Annotated in this window: 13 protein-coding genes and 1 pseudogene; 2 read left to right on the top strand and 12 right to left on the bottom strand. The window is 36.7% G+C overall.

The window, feature by feature from the left end; all coding sequences use genetic code 11:
• Positions 1 to 28: 28 nt before the first annotated feature.
• The 3 genes from CS562_RS04025 to CS562_RS04015 all read right to left on the bottom strand — a co-directional run bounded on the left by CS562_RS04025 (position 29) and on the right by CS562_RS04015 (position 4,383).
• Positions 29 to 1,420, bottom strand: a complete 1,392-nt coding sequence (locus tag CS562_RS04025) for a UvrD-helicase domain-containing protein (protein ID WP_099853808.1) — start codon at positions 1,418 to 1,420, stop codon at positions 29 to 31.
• Entirely contained in the window at positions 1,417 to 3,171 is a 1,755-nt protein-coding gene (locus CS562_RS04020) for an ATP-dependent nuclease (protein WP_099853806.1), read from the bottom strand. Before CS562_RS04020 ends, CS562_RS04025 begins: the two co-directional genes overlap by 4 nt.
• Positions 3,172 to 3,327: 156 nt before the next feature.
• The gene (locus CS562_RS04015) at positions 3,328 to 4,383 is read right to left on the bottom strand and encodes a TOPRIM nucleotidyl transferase/hydrolase domain-containing protein (RefSeq protein WP_099853804.1); all 1,056 of its coding nucleotides are present in this window, start codon (positions 4,381 to 4,383) and stop codon (positions 3,328 to 3,330) included.
• 531 nt (positions 4,384 to 4,914) lie between these two features.
• Between CS562_RS04015 and CS562_RS04010 the strand changes: the two genes are divergently transcribed.
• Complete coding sequence (locus tag CS562_RS04010) at positions 4,915 to 5,376, top strand: hypothetical protein (protein ID WP_099853802.1); 462 nt, start codon at positions 4,915 to 4,917, stop codon at positions 5,374 to 5,376.
• 122 nt (positions 5,377 to 5,498) lie between these two features.
• Here CS562_RS04010 and CS562_RS04005 read toward each other — a convergent pair whose 3' ends face one another.
• From CS562_RS04005 to CS562_RS03965, 9 genes and pseudogenes are all read right to left on the bottom strand, one after another.
• Positions 5,499 to 6,371 carry a MurR/RpiR family transcriptional regulator gene (locus CS562_RS04005; protein WP_099853800.1) on the bottom strand — a complete coding sequence of 291 codons (873 nt, stop codon included), beginning with the start codon at positions 6,369 to 6,371 and terminating at the stop codon, positions 5,499 to 5,501.
• 267 nt (positions 6,372 to 6,638) lie between these two features.
• On the bottom strand, positions 6,639 to 8,075 hold the full coding sequence (locus CS562_RS04000) for a 6-phospho-beta-glucosidase (protein ID WP_099853798.1): 1,437 nt from the start codon (positions 8,073 to 8,075) through the stop codon (positions 6,639 to 6,641).
• A 14-nt stretch (positions 8,076 to 8,089) separates the two neighbouring features.
• The gene (locus CS562_RS03995; RefSeq protein WP_099853796.1) at positions 8,090 to 9,949 is read right to left on the bottom strand and encodes a beta-glucoside-specific PTS transporter subunit IIABC; all 1,860 of its coding nucleotides are present in this window, start codon (positions 9,947 to 9,949) and stop codon (positions 8,090 to 8,092) included.
• 396 nt (positions 9,950 to 10,345) lie between these two features.
• Entirely contained in the window at positions 10,346 to 11,635 is a 1,290-nt protein-coding gene (locus tag CS562_RS03990; protein WP_099853794.1) for an MFS transporter, read from the bottom strand.
• Positions 11,636 to 12,352: 717 nt separating this feature from the next.
• Positions 12,353 to 12,493: pseudogene (locus tag CS562_RS33785) on the bottom strand (thioredoxin); the annotation flags it as partial.
• 12 nt (positions 12,494 to 12,505) lie between these two features.
• Positions 12,506 to 12,994, bottom strand: a complete 489-nt coding sequence (locus CS562_RS03980; RefSeq protein WP_099853792.1) for an OsmC family protein — start codon at positions 12,992 to 12,994, stop codon at positions 12,506 to 12,508.
• A gap of 53 nt (positions 12,995 to 13,047) precedes the next feature.
• Positions 13,048 to 13,971, bottom strand: coding sequence for a thioredoxin-disulfide reductase (gene trxB / locus CS562_RS03975; protein WP_099853790.1), 924 nt, complete (start codon positions 13,969 to 13,971; stop codon positions 13,048 to 13,050).
• A gap of 255 nt (positions 13,972 to 14,226) precedes the next feature.
• Positions 14,227 to 14,514: a hypothetical protein gene (locus tag CS562_RS03970; protein WP_099853788.1), complete on the bottom strand. Its 288-nt coding sequence runs from the start codon at positions 14,512 to 14,514 to the stop codon at positions 14,227 to 14,229.
• Between the two features lie 307 nt (positions 14,515 to 14,821).
• Positions 14,822 to 16,162: a 6-phospho-beta-glucosidase gene (locus CS562_RS03965; protein ID WP_099853786.1), complete on the bottom strand. Its 1,341-nt coding sequence runs from the start codon at positions 16,160 to 16,162 to the stop codon at positions 14,822 to 14,824.
• A 163-nt stretch (positions 16,163 to 16,325) separates the two neighbouring features.
• Here CS562_RS03965 and CS562_RS03960 point away from each other — a divergent pair, with 163 nt between their 5' ends.
• Entirely contained in the window at positions 16,326 to 17,294 is a 969-nt protein-coding gene (locus tag CS562_RS03960) for a LacI family DNA-binding transcriptional regulator (RefSeq protein ID WP_099853784.1), read from the top strand.
• Positions 17,295 to 17,298: the final 4 nt, after the last annotated feature.

Below are 17,298 nucleotides of genomic sequence, written 5' to 3'. Positions count from 1 at the left end.
AATTAACCCTTGTATTTTTCCCTTCATGTTATTTAAAGTGATCTTCCAAGGGGACTAATGGAACTGAGATGTATTTACTTATTTTTTTACAAGAAAAAAAGGCCTCCCAGTTTTGGATTGTATATTTCAGATGTACCTCTAGGGTAATAAATAGTACAAGATCTCTCTTTGATCTTGTGAGAGCTACATATAGATAATTCATCATTTTATTCTGATCTTTTTTTATACCAAGCAAATACTCTGCAACTTCTGTAGTTACAATGAATAAACACTTTTCTCCTTCTAGTCCTTTTACAGAGTCAATTGAGTTTACCAAAATACCTGGTGAATGGGAGTTTTCATTAGCAATCTTCAATGAATCATGTATTTTGGCTTTGTCTTGTGAGTTCAATTTCAAATTTAAAACTTTCTCTATAAGTAATAATATTTCGTAATTGTTGGAATCTTTTAGTCTAGAGAAAATGTCTTTTAGCAATTCATACTGAATTAATTTTCTGTCTTTCTCATTATCAGTTGTTCTAGAAATTAGTTTATCGAGTTCAAAAATCAAATTATGATTGTTAGCTTTATCTTTTTCATGAGTGTTAAATCGATTGTTTTTTTGATATATATAAATCCTATCCCAATTTTGGTTATTAAAGAAATCTTCGCTTGATATAATCTCTTTTTCGAACACAAAATTAATTTCCCCTTCTATTTTAGATAGTGGAATTTGCTTTTGTTCAAAAGGAATGTAATGATTCGAGAAATTAACATGTGATATTGGACTTCTATGATTCGTAGGTTCATAGACCACCGCTTCTTGATGTTGTATGAGCAAATTTGAGAAAAAATTACGACCACGTAAGTCTTGCTTCGGATCTCCAATTAAGAATATATATAACCCTTTATTATCTAAAAGTTTGACGATCTGAGTCATATGTTCATCCATGTCTTGAGCCTCATCAATATAAACACAATCTAAATATCTTGAAATGGTATTGATGATTTTTTCTCGTTTCTCTTTAATTAACTTATTGTCACCAGTCTTTTTGCACAGAATCCATTTAGCCGTTTCCGTCACTTTCTCTACGTGGATAGAATTATTTTGTTTCAGTTCCTTTAATTTCCCAGCAGAGAATGCTCTATTTGTAGGTAAATTTATATATGAAACACTATTAAAATGTCCTTCGAATAGTAAATGATGAAATGGGTAAATGACTTCATGGAGAAGGAAAGCATGGATGGTTTCAATTCGTAATTGTTTTGGGATGATTCCTTTATTCTCAATAATTAATTCTCTAATTTTATTCTTTGCAGAATTAGTGTAAGTAATTACGTAGAGTATCATGCCATCCTCAACTTCTTCTAACCGGTTCAGAATATGACTAGCCATAGAGGTTGTTTTCCCAGCCCCAGCTCCAGCAACTATTATATTCATTTTTTCTCTCCACTTTTTAAGAATTCAAGAACATTAGCTATGTGCTTAGGTAGCACTATATTGGTAAGCTCATTTTTACCGAAATCCCTACAAAACCTCAACATAGTAGAAGCCTTTGCCGATCTCCAAAGTTCTGATAACTCCTCAGGGGTTGTGCACTTCTCCCACCCGTGATTTTGGGTGAAATACTCATTCATTTTCTTAAAATTAGTGCTCGTTTTTACGAACTCTGGTTCTAGAGTATATTCAGTTGTTGTCGTTACATATATGTTTGAATATTCATTATATCTTTCATGATTTATTTGTGCATTTGGCTGGTCATCAAAATCCCTAATAATTCCTATTCTACTGGTAGTACACTGGTTTATTTTAAGCCAAATGTCCAACATCTTAGTGAACCCTTTATGCAACGCTATAACCTCTATATCGTACAAGGAATTAGCATTAGAACTCAGATATGCCTTTATAAGCATCTCTTCAGTTGGCCCCTCTACTAAAATGCAATTTCTAGAGAAAAGAAACTTTAGAAAATCTAAGTTAGGCTTTTTGGCTAAATAGTTCAATTCTTGCAGGGTAATTGTGTCCTTTAAAGAAAATGCAGATCCATTTGCTAAAACAACAACGTTTTGTAGTTCAAGTTTATTAATAAATTCTGTGCTATGTGTTGAGAGAAACAACTGTAAGTCACTACTCGAATTCAAAATCGAATTAAAAAAACTGGCAAGGAGATGCTCATTACTGACACATAAATGTGCCTCAGGCTCCTCAATTGTTAATATATTTAAAGCACTGTCGGTATGTACTTTTAAAGAATTTATCATCACCAGCAAATAAATTAAGTTGCGGTAACCTAATCCTTGAGTATTCAAATATTCTTCGCCAAAACCGAGTCTTAGATTGTTCAATAATGAACCCATACTTGGCATATTCGGGAGCAATGTAATTTCTTTGAAAAAGTCTTTTGCGTTCTCTAAGGCAGAATCTTCTTGCCAATTAAAAACTCCCTCTAATTTACTGATGTGCTTGAGATCTGAGAAAAAGTCCTCATAAGATTTTTCTACAGCTACCTTCTGCTCATCACTAAGCTTGTTTTGTAATAAATTCACTAAAGCTCTAGAACCTAACTGGTTATTCTTAATTGAAAAATCGTCTCTCTCCGCAGCAAGGGAGTTATATTTGAAATTATTAAGATCACTAAAAGATACTGGATCTTCTGTAAGAGGTACTTGTATCGTATATTTGTAAAACTCAATGGGTAAAAGGTTCATTTTTATATTATCAATGGATGAGTTCGTTATCAGAATATTGGTAACTAGTTCTAATAGTTTTTGGTGATCTTGTACAGCATACTTATATTGAATACTGTATTGTGGCACTTCTTCATCTATAGCAGTAATCCATTTATGAATGTAATATTCGTCTGATCCATCAGGAGAAAATGATACATCTACTGTAACTATGGGCACAATCTTAATAAACTCTTCTAAGTTTATTTCTTGGTTCGCTATTCGTTCTTTGTTTGTCTTTAAAAAGTTAAAATACATTTCCTTAGCTGAATTATTTATGTCATGCCATCCTAGTTTTTTACTTAAATTCCCTACCTCGTCGTTTAAAAATGGAAGTGTGATGGCTTTAAGTAAATTACTTTTTCCACTATTATTTTCACCGATTAGAATCGTAATTCTATTTAAACTGATATCAATACATTTTAAGTTACGGAAATTAAGAACTTTGACTTTTGATAGTTTCATTATGTATTACTCCTTTAAATATAAAATTAGCGAGATACATGCATTGAGAACATCTTTGCATCAGCCTTCAATTATCGTCTCTTATTATCTGAATAAATTATAAAGGTTTGATAACAGCAGCTGTATTTCCGTATTTCTATCACCTAGTAATATCTCTCATTTACCAAGGATTGCATCGTAGAATAAAGCAAACTGCTCATCTCTATTCAGCAATTCTTCAATTTCTAAATTACTCGCTGCTTGTCGACATTGCTCAAGGCGATGCTCTAATTTACATTTTTTCATTAGACTAACGTCGAGGTCAAGCCATACTTCAATAGAAGGATTAGGAATAGCAGCAATCCACTCGTTAAATTCGAGCCCTTTCTGCAACATTTCTTTTGTTCTAACAGGATCATCATCACCATCGGTCACGATTAAGACCTTAGATTCTGAATAAAAAGTATTCCACAAAGCATTCGCTACACGGGGAATTGTGATCTTGCCCCTTGCAACAGTAATTTTAATTGACCGATTTGAGCCCGCTTTACCTAGAATCCTTTCAGATAGTAGGGCAATTATTTCACGGTCAGTATCACCTTCGCATACAATTAATAAATCAGCTGTAGTTGCATCAATAGCTTGGGTAGTCACTACCCCACCTGAGACAGGGTCATAATGAAGAAGATCGATCTCTACGAGTTTTTTCTTTTCAGCGGTCACGATCTCACCTTCAGAAGGGAAATAAATAGCTCCTTCCTCAGCAGCCATACGAAGCTTACGTTTGAGAACATTTGTAAATCCAAGACTACGAGCGATAGCAGCATCTAAGTCTCTTTGGTCGAGTAAAATAATATTCAGCGTCTTACCTAAAACTAGTGCATCAACGGCGTCTTCCGCATATCCTGACATTGAAATAAATATTCCAATTGTACCTGCCAACTTACCTTCGACCTTACCTTTGAATTGGTATAGGGTTGAAGCTGGTAGTGGCTCTGCATGCCATTTGGCTTCCAGGAGATATATACGTCCGTCAAGATAAATGGAGCCATCAATTTGCTCACCCAAAGGTCTGTATCCTGTGCGCGGTTCAAGTTGTTCAAAACTAAAAAGCTTATACAGTAATCGCTCGAATGCAAATCCTCTGCGCCTTTTATCAACCCCTGTTGCGTTGGAATCTAGGCCAATAAGTTCTTCGTATTCTTCTCTTATGGAAATCAACTCTGTCTCCATTTTATCCCCCTCAAGTCGTAGTCTAACAAATTCCTCTACAAATCTATTTTATCATGATTCAGTAAAAGGAAAATTGAACTTCAAGTTCATCTTGAAAAATTCACGCCAACAGTAGCATTCTATGTTGAAGAATTCAGGTTTTAACTACATTTAGTTAGATAAACATATAACAGTAATCGGACTAAGTTCTTTTCCATTCCGGCAATCGGTACAAGTTCGTGTCCTCGACTTAGGACAAGAACTTGTACCGATAAAATAAAATAGCCGCTTAAATAGCGACTTCAATGCGACCATGTTCTTGTCCCTCGACAAGATTGGCGTATTTTTTTAACTTTTATGTTCATTTATGTTTTATCTCAAGTTATTCATTCATCTTTACACTTCTAATTGGCGTGTCGGAGGACAAGAACATGTACCGATTGCCGTTCCCTTCTCAGGGTTCGTTTAACGAATTAAACACAAAAACCGTCGATCTTTTCAGATTAACGGTTATCGTCAGTGATTATTTAGAGACCAATGTGAGCGGTGTATATGCTGCTGGAGACGTCGTTAGCAAGGATCCCCCGTATTGCCCCAAAATTGACTTCTACAGCTCATTTTGAAGGTGAATATCTCAGCGAGAACTTAGAATCCGAAAACCCAATGCCAATTAAATATCCGGTCATCGCTTCAGCTTCATTTACTTTCCCGCAAATTGCTCAAGTTGGCGTCAATGTGAATGATGCTCTGAATAACCCTGATTATATTGTAAACACATATGATCTAACTCCAGATTTCTTCTATACTGGAACGAATGATTATAATGCAAAATTAACACTGGTTTTTGATAAAACGAATACATTGGTTGGGGCATCTGAAGTCAGTCAGACCGCTGCCGATGACATTAACAATTCTGTTAGCGTAATTGGACTGAATATCGAAACACGCTCATGGAAAAAAGAATTTATGCCTATCTTCCCTGCTCTTGCATATAAAGTTCGTGAGTTTATTTAAGAAGTGATAAGTAAAAGCAGAAATACAGCATTTTATGGTGCTATATTTCTGCTTTTTTTCTTCATTATTAAAAATGATCTTTCAATAAATGGCTACATTTGAGTTAGGAGTAGTGGCCCATACTATTCATTAATGATATCTAGCGAAGACTGTCTAAAATCTGCAAGTTTTGATATCTTTATCAAATGCTCTAAATTGGATTCATATCTAAGTGAGAAGTAAGCTGCATAAATAATGTTCAATAAATGGATAATGGCCGTATTCGTCGTAAAATTCCCTATTTTGGTGTAGAGTTTTTCCCTTGTTGTGATGTTTAACACGCAGTCTGAAAGCTCAGACAGAATATTATTTCCAATACTTGTGATCGCCACAATGGGGACTTGATTCTCGCGCAGTATAGGAATTAAATCAATCAGTGTAGGCGAGTCTCCAGTATAGGAGATCAGTAATGCACAATCATTTTTGTCGCAGTTTGCAGCCTCGAACTTCTCTTCACCTTTTAAAATACTCACGCCTACACGTTTTTTTATTCGATTCATTTTCAAACAAAAATCTTGTATGATCAAATTGTTATTATTGTTTGTAAATATTTTTATTTCTGAAGCTTGATCCATTAAGTGTACTGCTTTTAATAACGATTCGTTGTTTATCAGCTTTTGAGTATCTTGAACGGTTTCTACAGAAAGCTGTGTAAGTTTACTTGCTATTGTCATAATTGAGTCATTAACAGTAAAGGGTATATTAGCATCAATATGATCCAGGTTTGAGTTTAAATAATCTATCTCAGCCAAGTACGAATCGATTAAAGAGGCCCATCCATTAAATCCCAGTTTTTTCGCGACTTTAATAAAGGTAGCTGGATTCGTATAGGTCTGATTGGCAGCTTCTTTGATTGTTTGTTGTTTAATAGCGTGCTTTTTTTCCTTTAAATATTTCACAACCGCTTGTTCTGAAGGTGAAAATTTGGTTTGTTCTAATCGATCAGAAATTAACATGAACTTCCTCCTATTAAATAATCTCTGCAAGAAGATAAGGCTTATCTTGATGGTTCAATTATTAACCATTCTTCAATGTATTTTGCTGTTAAAAGCATTACCATCTAGGGAGTAAATCAAACTTTACCACATTATTCAACACATATATTTAATACTTGGAAATGGGATTGTTTTTTTGTTTATCATATGAAATATAGTAATTTTACGCCTTACTTGTTAAAAACAAAAATACGACAGAGATATGACGCTTATCTCTGTCGTATTCAATTAAAGGTCTTTTCCGTTCGTTTTTATCACATTGGAGTACCAATCAAACGACTTTTTCTTGGATCTAGAGAGAGATCCGTTTCCCTGATCATCTCGATCCACATAGATAAAACCATACCTTTTCTTCATTTCCCCGGTTCCTGCACTCACAATATCAATAGGTCCCCAGGTAGTGTAACCCAGTACATCAACCCCATCAATGAGGATTGCCTTTTTCAACTCTGTAATATGATTAGCAAGATATTCAATACGGTAGTCATCGATAATTTTTTCGTTAGGAATAACTGTATCTTCTGCTCCAAGTCCATTTTCAACAATCATAATCGGTTTTCTATACCGATTATATAATTCATTTAAAGAGTAACGCAATCCTACCGGATCAATTTGCCATCCCCATTCATTAGCTAATAAGTGAGGATTATCGACTACTACACTGCTTGTTTGGTAGGATGTAGTTTCGCTATTCAAAGTTTCTGTAGTAACTGTATTCGACATATAGTAACTTATTGCGATATAATCGACCGTTCCATTTTTTAGATCACGCAGTTCTTCATCGGACACATCTACTGTAATGTTTTCTCTCTCCCATGACAGTTCAATGTAATTCGGGATATTACCGTGACAGTGTACATCTAAAAAGAAATGTCTGCTTTGCATTTCTTGTTGTGCTAAGAGGACATCATCCGGTTTGCTTGAGTATGGATACACTGGAACATAAGCAAGCATGCACCCCATCTCAAATTCAGGATTAATCTTTTTAGCAATGCTTACGGTTCGAGCACTTGCAACTAATTGATTCATAGCTGACTGAAACATTACTTCTTTTTTGTTTTCATCTTCTGAATATTTTAAGCCGCCGGTCACAAAGCTGAAAAATTCATTCTCTGTACCGTAAATATTGTTGATTTCATTAAATGTCATCCAGTATTTCACTTTACTTTTATATCTATTTAAAACGGTTTCAGCATATCTAACAAAAAAATCGATTACTTTTTTGTTCCGCCAGCCTCCATACTCCGTTACTAAATGATACGGCATTTCAAAGTGAGATAAGGTGATAATAGGAGTTATACCATTTGCTATTAATTCGTCGAACAAGTTGTCATAAAACAATAGTCCTTTTTCATTAGGAGACTCCTCATCCCCATTAGGGAAAATTCTAGCCCAAGCGATCGAGGTTCTAAGACAGTTAAAACCCATCTCTTTGAAGAATGAAATATCTTCCTTATATTTATGATAAAGATCGATACCTTCATGATTAGGATAGTATTTACCACTGATGATACCTTCTGTAATTTCTCTATTCTTCTGATGTGATCCTGCCGTTATGACATCTGCAACGCTAATCCCTTTACCATCGACGTTCCATGCACCCTCAGCTTGATGGGCTGCAATCGCCCCACCCCATAAAAAATGATTCGGAAATGTGTTTTTCATATCTTTTTAGCTCCTTATTTATCTAGTAGTATAATTTCATCGGTTGGATTAACCTTTTTGCGATCGTGTTTTACTGTAATGTTCTGATAATCATATGAGTTCGTAATAATCAGAATAACTGTAGGATCTAGCCCTTTTTCAGTGATGAAATCTTTATCAAACGAAATAAGTGAGTCCCCTACATGTACTTTTTGCCCTTCTTTCACCATCACATTGAAACCTTGACCCTTCAACGAAACCGTGTTTATACCCACATGAATTAAAATCTCAGAACCGCATGTTGAAGTAATAACCAGAGCATGCTGAGATTTAACAATCGTTGAAATCTCTCCTTCTACAGGTGAAACTACCAGTCCATCATCAGACTTAACCCCAAAGCCTTTACCAAGAGCACCACTAGCAAAGGATTCGTCCGAAATATCTTCTAATCGGATCAATTCCCCCATACTTGGTGCCATGACCTTCTCAATCCCAACATTAACAGGTTCAAGCTTCAATTCAGATTCTGCATTGCTGTTATGAACTTGGTTATCTTGATCGTATTTTTTGACCCCGCCAAAGAAATATGTTAAAACACAGGCTAAGATCAAAGATAAAAAGTAACTAAACGCAAATGCTGCAAATCCTTTACCAAAGTATGCTGGAAAAGTGATAAAACTCAACGTACCGAAAATCGTCGACCTGGATCCTGCCAGACCAATGATCGCTCCGCCAACGGCACCACTAATTACGCCCATAATAAATGGTTTCTTTAATTTTAGTGTAACTCCATAAATGGCAGGTTCAGTAACTCCAAAGAGTCCACTAACAAAAGCCGAGAACGATAATGACCTGAATTTTTTATCTTTACTTCGTAAAAATACTCCTAATGCAGCGCCCGCTTGAGCAACAACAGCCGGTGTACACATCGCCATTAAAGTGTCATAGCCCATATTAGACAAGTTATTGATCATAATAGGGATGAATGCCCAATGTAATCCGAAGATAACGAATACCTGCCACAACGCACCAATAATAATGCCTGAAACAATAGGGCTCAGCTCATAAATCCACAAATATCCTTGTGCAAGGATATCCCCAACCAACGTTGAAATGGGGCCAACTACAATTAGGGTTAATGGCACCATGATTACCAAACAGATCATTGGAGTAATAAAAGTCTGTATAGTTTCATGTAAAAACTTCTTAACAACAGGTTCGACTTTAGAAAGAATCCACACTGCCAATATAATAGGAATTACTGAACTGCTGTATTGCGCCAGAACTACTGGAATACCAAAGAAATCCAAGTTCTTCCCTTCGTTAAATGCACTTACTATTGTTGGGTATACTAGCGCTCCTGCTATAACGACCGACAAAAATTGATCGGTCTTAAATTTTCTTGCCGCAGAGATCGCTAAGACAATTGGAAGAAAATAGAACAGACTGTCTGAAGCAGCGTTTAAAATGATGTATGCACCGGACTCTTGCGACAACCCTGCTAAAGTTGCAAGTAAGAGGATTCCCTTTAATAAGCCTGTTCCGGCTAGTAGTCCAAAAGCGGGTGAAAAGATACCTGATATTAAATCAATCAGTTTACTAACTGGACTTCTATTATCGGCCACCTTCTCTTCAGATTGTCCGAAATTGTTTAGTATATTTTGAGTAATCACGGTATAAACATCTTTAACTTTATTTCCGATTATCACTTGGAACTGACCGCCGCTAATTACGACGCTTATAACCCCTTCTAGATTTTCAATCTTCTTTTTGTCCGCTTTATTGGTATCCACAAGAATGAAACGTAATCGAGTAGCACAATGATAAAAGTCTTTAATATTTTCTTCTCCGCCGATATTTTTAATGATTTCTTTTCCTAATTCTAGTTGATTCATGGTGCCCCCCTTGATGAGTTCATAGTGTTAAAAAAAGTAAAAGGGTTTGATTTTATTTAAAATTAAGCGCTTTCTCTTCCCCTCTCACAGTTTTATTTTATATATATTAATCACGTTTTCAATGACTTTACGGAAATAGTAATAGCGTTTACAAACTTTGATTGGATTCCGATTAAATTTAGTAAATGCGGTTTTCAAATTTACGAATAATGGCCTATTAAACATTGCTTTTGTACATCAGAAGTGTATTCTTATGGATTTCAGATCTATAATTTTACTACTTGAAAATAGTGTATTGTTCCGTTTGTTGGATCTATTACATGCAAAAAACCTCAGCCCGCAGACGCAGACTGAGGTTTTTTCAGTTCTCATTTCAAAGCGATGATGGATCTTTTATTACTTTCTACGAAACCATACTACAACTGGAATAAGTAATAATGACAAGAAAGCACCAATCAAAGAAAGTGTGGAATAGCCTGAATGGGCTACAATCATTCCAGACAATGCTCCTCCAGATGCTCCAGATAAAGCAATTAAAACATCGACTGTTCCTTGAGTCTTCGCCCGAACATTCGGAGGTGTCGCATCAACAATAGCCGCTGTTCCACTGATTAATCCAAAGTTCCATCCCAAGCCAAGAAGAGCTAGAGCAACAATAAGCAATCCCATCGATGAGCCTGGTGCAAATGCAGCTAACAAGCCCGATAACAATAAAGTAAATCCTGACATGTAAGCCATAAAAATGTATCCGAATTTATCAACAAGTATCCCGGTGATTAAAGATGGTAAATACATGGATGCAACATGAATTCCGATGACAATACCAACTTGGCCTAAACCATGACCATGATGTAGCATATGAACAGGAGTCATTGTCATGATCGCTATCATGACAATTTGGGTAAGCACCATCACTGATGTACCAATAAAGATTCCTTTTTTATTACTACTGTCCTTTTCTGAAGTGATTCCACTTGTTTTTTTATGCTGTATTTCAGCAATAGCTTTGGCCACAATGAAAGGATCGGGTCTTAAAAAGATAAGAAGTATCAAACCTGCTAGTATATACGCAATAGCTCCAAGCATAAATGGCCCCGATAACGGGGGAGCGCCAATCGAAGTAGCCAAATCCCCTGTCAGATTCACAAGATTGGGGCCAGCTACGGCTCCAAATGTTGTGAATACCATTGCCATACTTATTGCTTTTGCCCTCTGAGAGGGCAAAGCTAAATCTGTCCCTGCATAGCGTGCCTGTAAATTTGTTGCCGTGCCTGAGCCATAGATCAACATGGAAATAAAAAGTAAGGGCACGCTGTTGAACAATGCTGCAAGAACAACCCCAATAGCTCCCAAACCTCCTACTAGGAATCCTGTAGCAAGTCCTACCCGTCTTCCCAATCGCTGAGAAAGGCGTCCCACCACTAACGCAGCTCCAGCAGAACCTAATGTAAATAGACCTGTAGGGACGCCGGCAAAGCTGTCCGTTCCCAGCATGTCTTGGGCGAGTAACGCCCCTACAGTAATACCTGCAGCTAAGCCAGCTCCACCAAAAATTTGAGAAGCAATGACAACTTTCATCGTTTTAGAATGTAACTGACGCTGCTTCTCTGCTGAATCCACATATTCAACAATGGATGCTGGAAGATGTGATAATACCTGTTTGTGTTCTAACGTTCTTTCTGCCATTCTCAATCTCCTTAATTTTTCGATGACCACTGATTAGATATAAGCAACATGCCTTCGTTTGTGGTAATTTAACGATACATAAGCTTAATATGCTGTTAAAGCGTTCGATCGATTATTAACATAGTATTCAATTTATTAATCGAATTATAATGAAATACCTTTTTTCTGACAAGCCTTATTATTCGCGAATAAAATCTCATAAATAAAATAAGATTTAAATAAATGCTAATTAAATGTATTAAGTTGGTGATTTCAAACAAGTAAACACACCTGCAATTATGTGATTTTTATTGTTCTCATATTAAAGGAAATGTAAAAAAGAAGTGTATACAATTAATATCCTATTTTGTTATAAATTGCTTTATTGAAAAAGGGAAGTAAGATACTAAAACGCCTATTAAACCATTGTTTAATCAATAACTAAACTTCAATCAAAACATATTTAGTGCTGGTGTGAGATTGTCATATGCTATATACCCGTTCCACTGGAAAACTCTATTTATAAATAATACCAACATGTATTCTTATGACATGGGGGTGGCTGGTACTGATGTCCCACTGATATGCAGTACCAAGTGGAGGTGTTTTGCTTCCTCTGAATGTATTCCCAAAAAAATAATTTCATTTTAAAAAAAATTATCTTTTTGTGTGAAATTACCTCTCGAGAGGATAAAAATTAAGCGCCATTTCTTTTATGCGAAATGGCGCTTAAGTGGTTTAACGTGTATTGTACCCTTCAATGGAAAGTTCCAAAAATTGTTCGATTTCATTCTGAGATATACGCAATTTGTTAACAAATCGAATGATTTCTCTACCGTCAGCGTAAGCCACGAAACTTGGGATTCCCTTAATATTTTGGAGAACGTTCATTTACCATTCGAATCCATTTTCTTCAATATAATTACTTGTCAAGTCATCTTCATTATCGATAGATACCGTACCTTGAGTTGCCACAGGAACTCCTGCTTTTATCAGAAGTTGACCGATGTGACAATTTTCTTCGGCTTTTAGTACTAAATTTTCTACCAGATTCACATGATCTTTTGTTGCATCAGATTTCAAAACAACATGCGGGCGATGAGTAATACTTAATTGGTCTCCAGGAGCGACGTCTCCTTCGGTATCCATAAAGAATCCAGAAACCGGAACTTTACTTTTATCCAGCATATACGCCAAAGTCATCGTGTAACAAGCTACAGCAGAAGAGATAAGTAGTTGCTGTGGTTCAGCACCATCCCCACTTCCTCCTTTAGGAGCAGGAATAGCAATTTGAGTTTGGAGATTATCACTTTTTATGCGTCCCTCACCTTTAGCATCTTTAAACCAAACTGTATTCATATTAATTTTCTGGTTTGCCATATCAAGTTCTCCTTTATAATTCGATTATTATTTTTTTGTTTGTTTTGTATTGTTTATTCTTGAGACTCAATAAATTTTTCGCTATCCATAGCAGCCATTGCTCCACTTCCTGCAGCTGTAATCGCTTGACGATAACGATTATCCTGTACGTCTCCACATGCAAAGACACCTGGAATATTGGTTAACGAAGTGCCCGGAACTGTTACAATATAGCCGTGTTCGTCTGTATCAATTTGACCTTTTAAGAATTCTGCATTCGGATGGTGACCAATCGCGACAAATACACCGTTTGCACTTAGAATCTCTTCTTCATTCGTTAAATTGTTTCGTACTTTCAATCCGTTGACTCCGATTGAATCAGCAATAACTTCAATCGGAGTTTTGTTCAGTGCCCAATCAATTTTGGGATTTGCACGCGCACGATCTTGCATTATTTTAGAGGCCCGCAATTCGTCACGGCGATGCACTACTGTAACCTTATTGGCAAATTTCGTTAAGAAGTTAGCTTCTTCAAGTGCTGTATCTCCTCCACCAACAACGATGAGTTCTTTGTTTCGGAAGAAGAATCCATCACAAGTGGCGCATGTACTAACACCACGTCCAACATTTTCAGTTTCACCAGGGATCCCTAGATATTTTGCACTTGCACCAGTCGAGATGATTAAAGTCTCTGTAACCATTTCACCTTTACCCATTACAGTCAGTTTAAAAGGTCGCTCTGAAAGATCTACATTTTCCACCCAACCAGTGAGAAATGTTGCTCCAAATCGTTCGGCTTGTTTTCGCATATTACCCATGAGTTCGGGGCCCATAATTCCATCAGGGAAACCAGGATAGTTTTCCACTTCTGTCGTTGTTGTTAATTGTCCTCCTGGTTCAGGACCTTCAATAACCAAAGGGTTCATATTTGCTCTAGCTAAGTAGATTGCAGCAGTCAGTCCTGCTGGACCGGTTCCAATAATGAGTGATTTATACATAATTAATCCCTCCAATGTTATATTCACTTTCATTAAGAATTAACATTCAGAATCAAATGTTCAATTGAATAATTGAATAATAACATTGGAATAGATCTTTGTCAACACATTCGATATAGCTTTGTTATCTGACTTACCGTTTCTCGACTGGTTTTTATTAAGAAAAGAAACCCACAAAGCAAAAATGCAATGTCGGTTTCTTTTTTATGAAGCTAAGAAAATTCTTATGAGCGAGTAGCCCTTAGCACCGTGTTATTAAAAAGTGCTATAAATACGAATTTCCGGTTCAGCTTGAAGCAGGTCTTTAAGTCCAACTACGACGTCATTATTGAAAAGATCACTTTCGAGATACGCCTTTGCATCAGCATCGCTATTAAAGCCATGCATAACTTGAACATCCTCGTCACGTACTAGCAATTCTTTGGAAACGGCTCCAGTAATCCCAGAGAGAAAAGGCTCTTTATACGTTGTATACACTTTTGTAGCAGCCTCACGTTCTGATGCATTAATTTTCAGAGTGATTTGAAGATAAGCCTTTGCCATTGAAATCGAACCTCCACTGATTAGTGTATCGACTGACAAAATCAACTAGTCAATCGATCAATTGAATTATATTTCATATTCGTTCCTTGCGTCAAGTAAACGAGCATTACATAGACAAAAATACCAAAAAATGTTCACACTTTTGTAACATGAGTAAACCTACAAGTTTTATCCCATTACCATATTTTCATTTGCTTACTTGCATGGTCGGGATACAATTTTATTAATTTCTCTCATAATTTCTTTTCAACAAAAAAAACTTCAATGCCAATTATGAAGGCTTGAAGTCTTTTTATTGTTAGAATTGTTATGCTCTAACGATCTCATTATGATGAAATTGAGGTAAGTATTCCTTATGTGCTTCCAACATTTCATCCAACAATGCTTTTGCTATATCTCCGCTTTGAACAAGTGGATTTGACGTGAAGGCTTGAAGGGCTGTAGCATAGTCCCCTGTTACCGCAGCTTCAATTGTTAATTCCTCCATTGATTTCATGACTTGTAACAATCCTCGCTGAGCCGATGGAAACGATCCAAAATGAATGGGTTCTGCACCATGCGAAGTAATGATACTTGTGATTTCAATAGCACTTTCGCTAGGCAGATCGTTGATTGCACCATTATTGCGTGTGCTTACCACCATTTGTGTTCCTTTATTATTATAAATGGAGTTGATGATTTCACAAGCTGCATCACTGTAATAAGCGCCGCCACGTTTCTCAAGTTCTTCAGGTTTATGATCCAAATTCGGATTTTTGTAAAGTTCAAAAAGTCTCTCTTCTAACTGCTTAACGACTTGACCTCTTGTGCCTTCCCCTTGTGCTTCTTCTAATTCCTCTTTAATCATGGCATCCGTCATGTAATAATACCGATGATAAGGACAAGGTAACATGTCTAATTGAATGATTTGTTCATAAAGGAAACGCATGTTTTTAATATTTTGAACCATTTTTTCAGGTTTTGCATCAGGACCATATACTTTCTCAATAGCTTCACGGGTGAGGTCTTTTCCGTCATTCGAGTAAATTCTGTGCCAATGCAAATGATTAATTCCAGCAAATTTGAAGAACAGTTCATCTTCAGTTTTGTCGAGAACAGCTGACTCGTTTTTCACCGCCATAATTGGCACATTACACAAACCAATAACCTTCTCCCACTGTCCATACCGCAAAACAGCTTCAGTAACCATCCCAGCTGGATTTGTAAAATTAATCAGCCATGCGTTTGGACACAGTTCTTTCATATCCTCAACGATACTCAAAATAACTGGAATAGTCCGAAATGCTTTTAACATTCCTCCAGCTCCATTTGTCTCTTGCCCGATGAGGCCGTATTTATTCGGAATGGTCTCGTCTTTAATACGTGCATCCATCAAGCCGACGCGAAGTTGGGTAGTTACAAAATCTGCTCCTTGCAAAGCTTGTCTACGGTCCAGTGTCAGATGGATTTCACAATCAATTCCTGCTGCCTTTACCATACGTTTGGCCATCGCTCCAACGATCTCGAGTTTTTCTTTCCCTGCCTCAATATCAACCAGCCATAATTCTTTAATCGCTAATTCGTGATACCGTTTTATAAACCCTTCGACTAACTCTGGTGTATAACTTGAACCTCCACCAATGGTAACGACTTTTAGTCCTTTTTTCATGCTGAGTACCTCCTAAAGATGTATTGTGATTGCTTATAGTTGAACTGTAAGTTATGTAATGCATTACATGTCAAGCATTCATTTTTATCTTTATTTTTCAGATTCAACCTGTCTTTGTACCTGGAATTAAATTATGCTATGCTGACAACTGAGGTGGTTAGAGTTGGCGAATATTCAGGATATCGCCCGTTTGGCTGGAGTATCTACAGCAACGGTATCACGCGTATTAAATAGTAAAAAAAATGTAAACGATACCACTAGGAAAAGGGTATTGGAGATTATGAAACAGTTGGACTATGTTCCGAATGCCAATGCAATCTCGCTAAAAAAGGGAGAAACTCATCTTATTGGGATTATTACTATTGCTTTCAGTCCAATCATTGTTAACTTTGTTCGTGCGTTTACGATGATTGCTGAGAAAAATGGCTTTACAATAAGTCTCTTCATTACTAATGGTCAACCAGAGAGAGAACTGATTGCCCTTGAAATGTTAAAACGAAAGCAACTGGACGCCCTTGTTTGTTTAATTAGATCCAATGAGTGGAATGTCATTGAATCCTATACCCATTATGGCCCGATCGTAACATGGCAAAGGCTTCATAGCGAAAAACTTCCATCGGTGTTTATGGATCAGTTCCAGGCGTACTGGAATGGGCTTGAGCACCTTTATAATAAAGGTTATCGAAAAATTCTGAGCATATACCCTATGTCAGTAGGATTAAACACCAAAGAACGATTCCGTGCTCATACCAAATTTTTTAAGCAATATGGCCTCGCTGAAACTAATTTCCCCCACTTTGAGGACAAAATCTCTGTACATGAGGGCGAAGAAATTGCGGAATGGTGGATGCAACAACAAGATCGGCCAGACGCTATTTTCTGTGCCAACGATGAAGTGGCCTCAGGAATTACAACGGTACTGCGTCGTTCGGGGGTCTCAGTTCCAGGGGACCTCGGTGTTATGGGGTTTGACAATTCCATCCTGGCTCATTTGCTTGATTTAACAACGATTCACTATCCTATCGATCAGCAAGCTGAGAATGCATTTATTATTCTTCAAAATCAACTTATCAAATCCAATTGTAATCTACATTCACTGGAGTACCAACTAATTGAGCGTTCCTCAACATAAGATT

The organism is Paenibacillus sp. LK1 (genome assembly GCF_002750415.1).
Taxonomy (GTDB): Bacteria; Bacillota; Bacilli; order Paenibacillales; family Paenibacillaceae; genus Paenibacillus; species Paenibacillus taichungensis.
This window is presented reverse-complemented; position numbering and strand designations above follow the sequence as displayed.

Bases quoted from the DNA above. Each gene is read 5' to 3' on its own strand.
- CS562_RS04025 (WP_099853808.1), bottom strand. From the start codon at position 1,420: ATGAATATAATAGTTGCTGGAGCTGGGGCTGGGAAAACAACCTCTATG.
- CS562_RS04020 (WP_099853806.1), bottom strand. From the start codon at position 3,171: ATGAAACTATCAAAAGTCAAAGTTCTTAATTTCCGTAACTTAAAATGT.
- CS562_RS04015 (WP_099853804.1), bottom strand. From the start codon at position 4,383: ATGGAGACAGAGTTGATTTCCATAAGAGAAGAATACGAAGAACTTATT.
- CS562_RS04010 (WP_099853802.1), top strand. From the start codon at position 4,915: ATGCTGCTGGAGACGTCGTTAGCAAGGATCCCCCGTATTGCCCCAAAA.
- CS562_RS04005 (WP_099853800.1), bottom strand. From the start codon at position 6,371: ATGTTAATTTCTGATCGATTAGAACAAACCAAATTTTCACCTTCAGAA.
- CS562_RS04000 (WP_099853798.1), bottom strand. From the start codon at position 8,075: ATGAAAAACACATTTCCGAATCATTTTTTATGGGGTGGGGCGATTGCA.
- CS562_RS03995 (WP_099853796.1), bottom strand. From the start codon at position 9,949: ATGAATCAACTAGAATTAGGAAAAGAAATCATTAAAAATATCGGCGGA.
- CS562_RS03990 (WP_099853794.1), bottom strand. From the start codon at position 11,635: ATGGCAGAAAGAACGTTAGAACACAAACAGGTATTATCACATCTTCCA.
- CS562_RS03980 (WP_099853792.1), bottom strand. From the start codon at position 12,994: ATGGCAAACCAGAAAATTAATATGAATACAGTTTGGTTTAAAGATGCT.
- trxB (WP_099853790.1), bottom strand. From the start codon at position 13,971: ATGTATAAATCACTCATTATTGGAACCGGTCCAGCAGGACTGACTGCT.
- CS562_RS03970 (WP_099853788.1), bottom strand. From the start codon at position 14,514: ATGGCAAAGGCTTATCTTCAAATCACTCTGAAAATTAATGCATCAGAA.
- CS562_RS03965 (WP_099853786.1), bottom strand. From the start codon at position 16,162: ATGAAAAAAGGACTAAAAGTCGTTACCATTGGTGGAGGTTCAAGTTAT.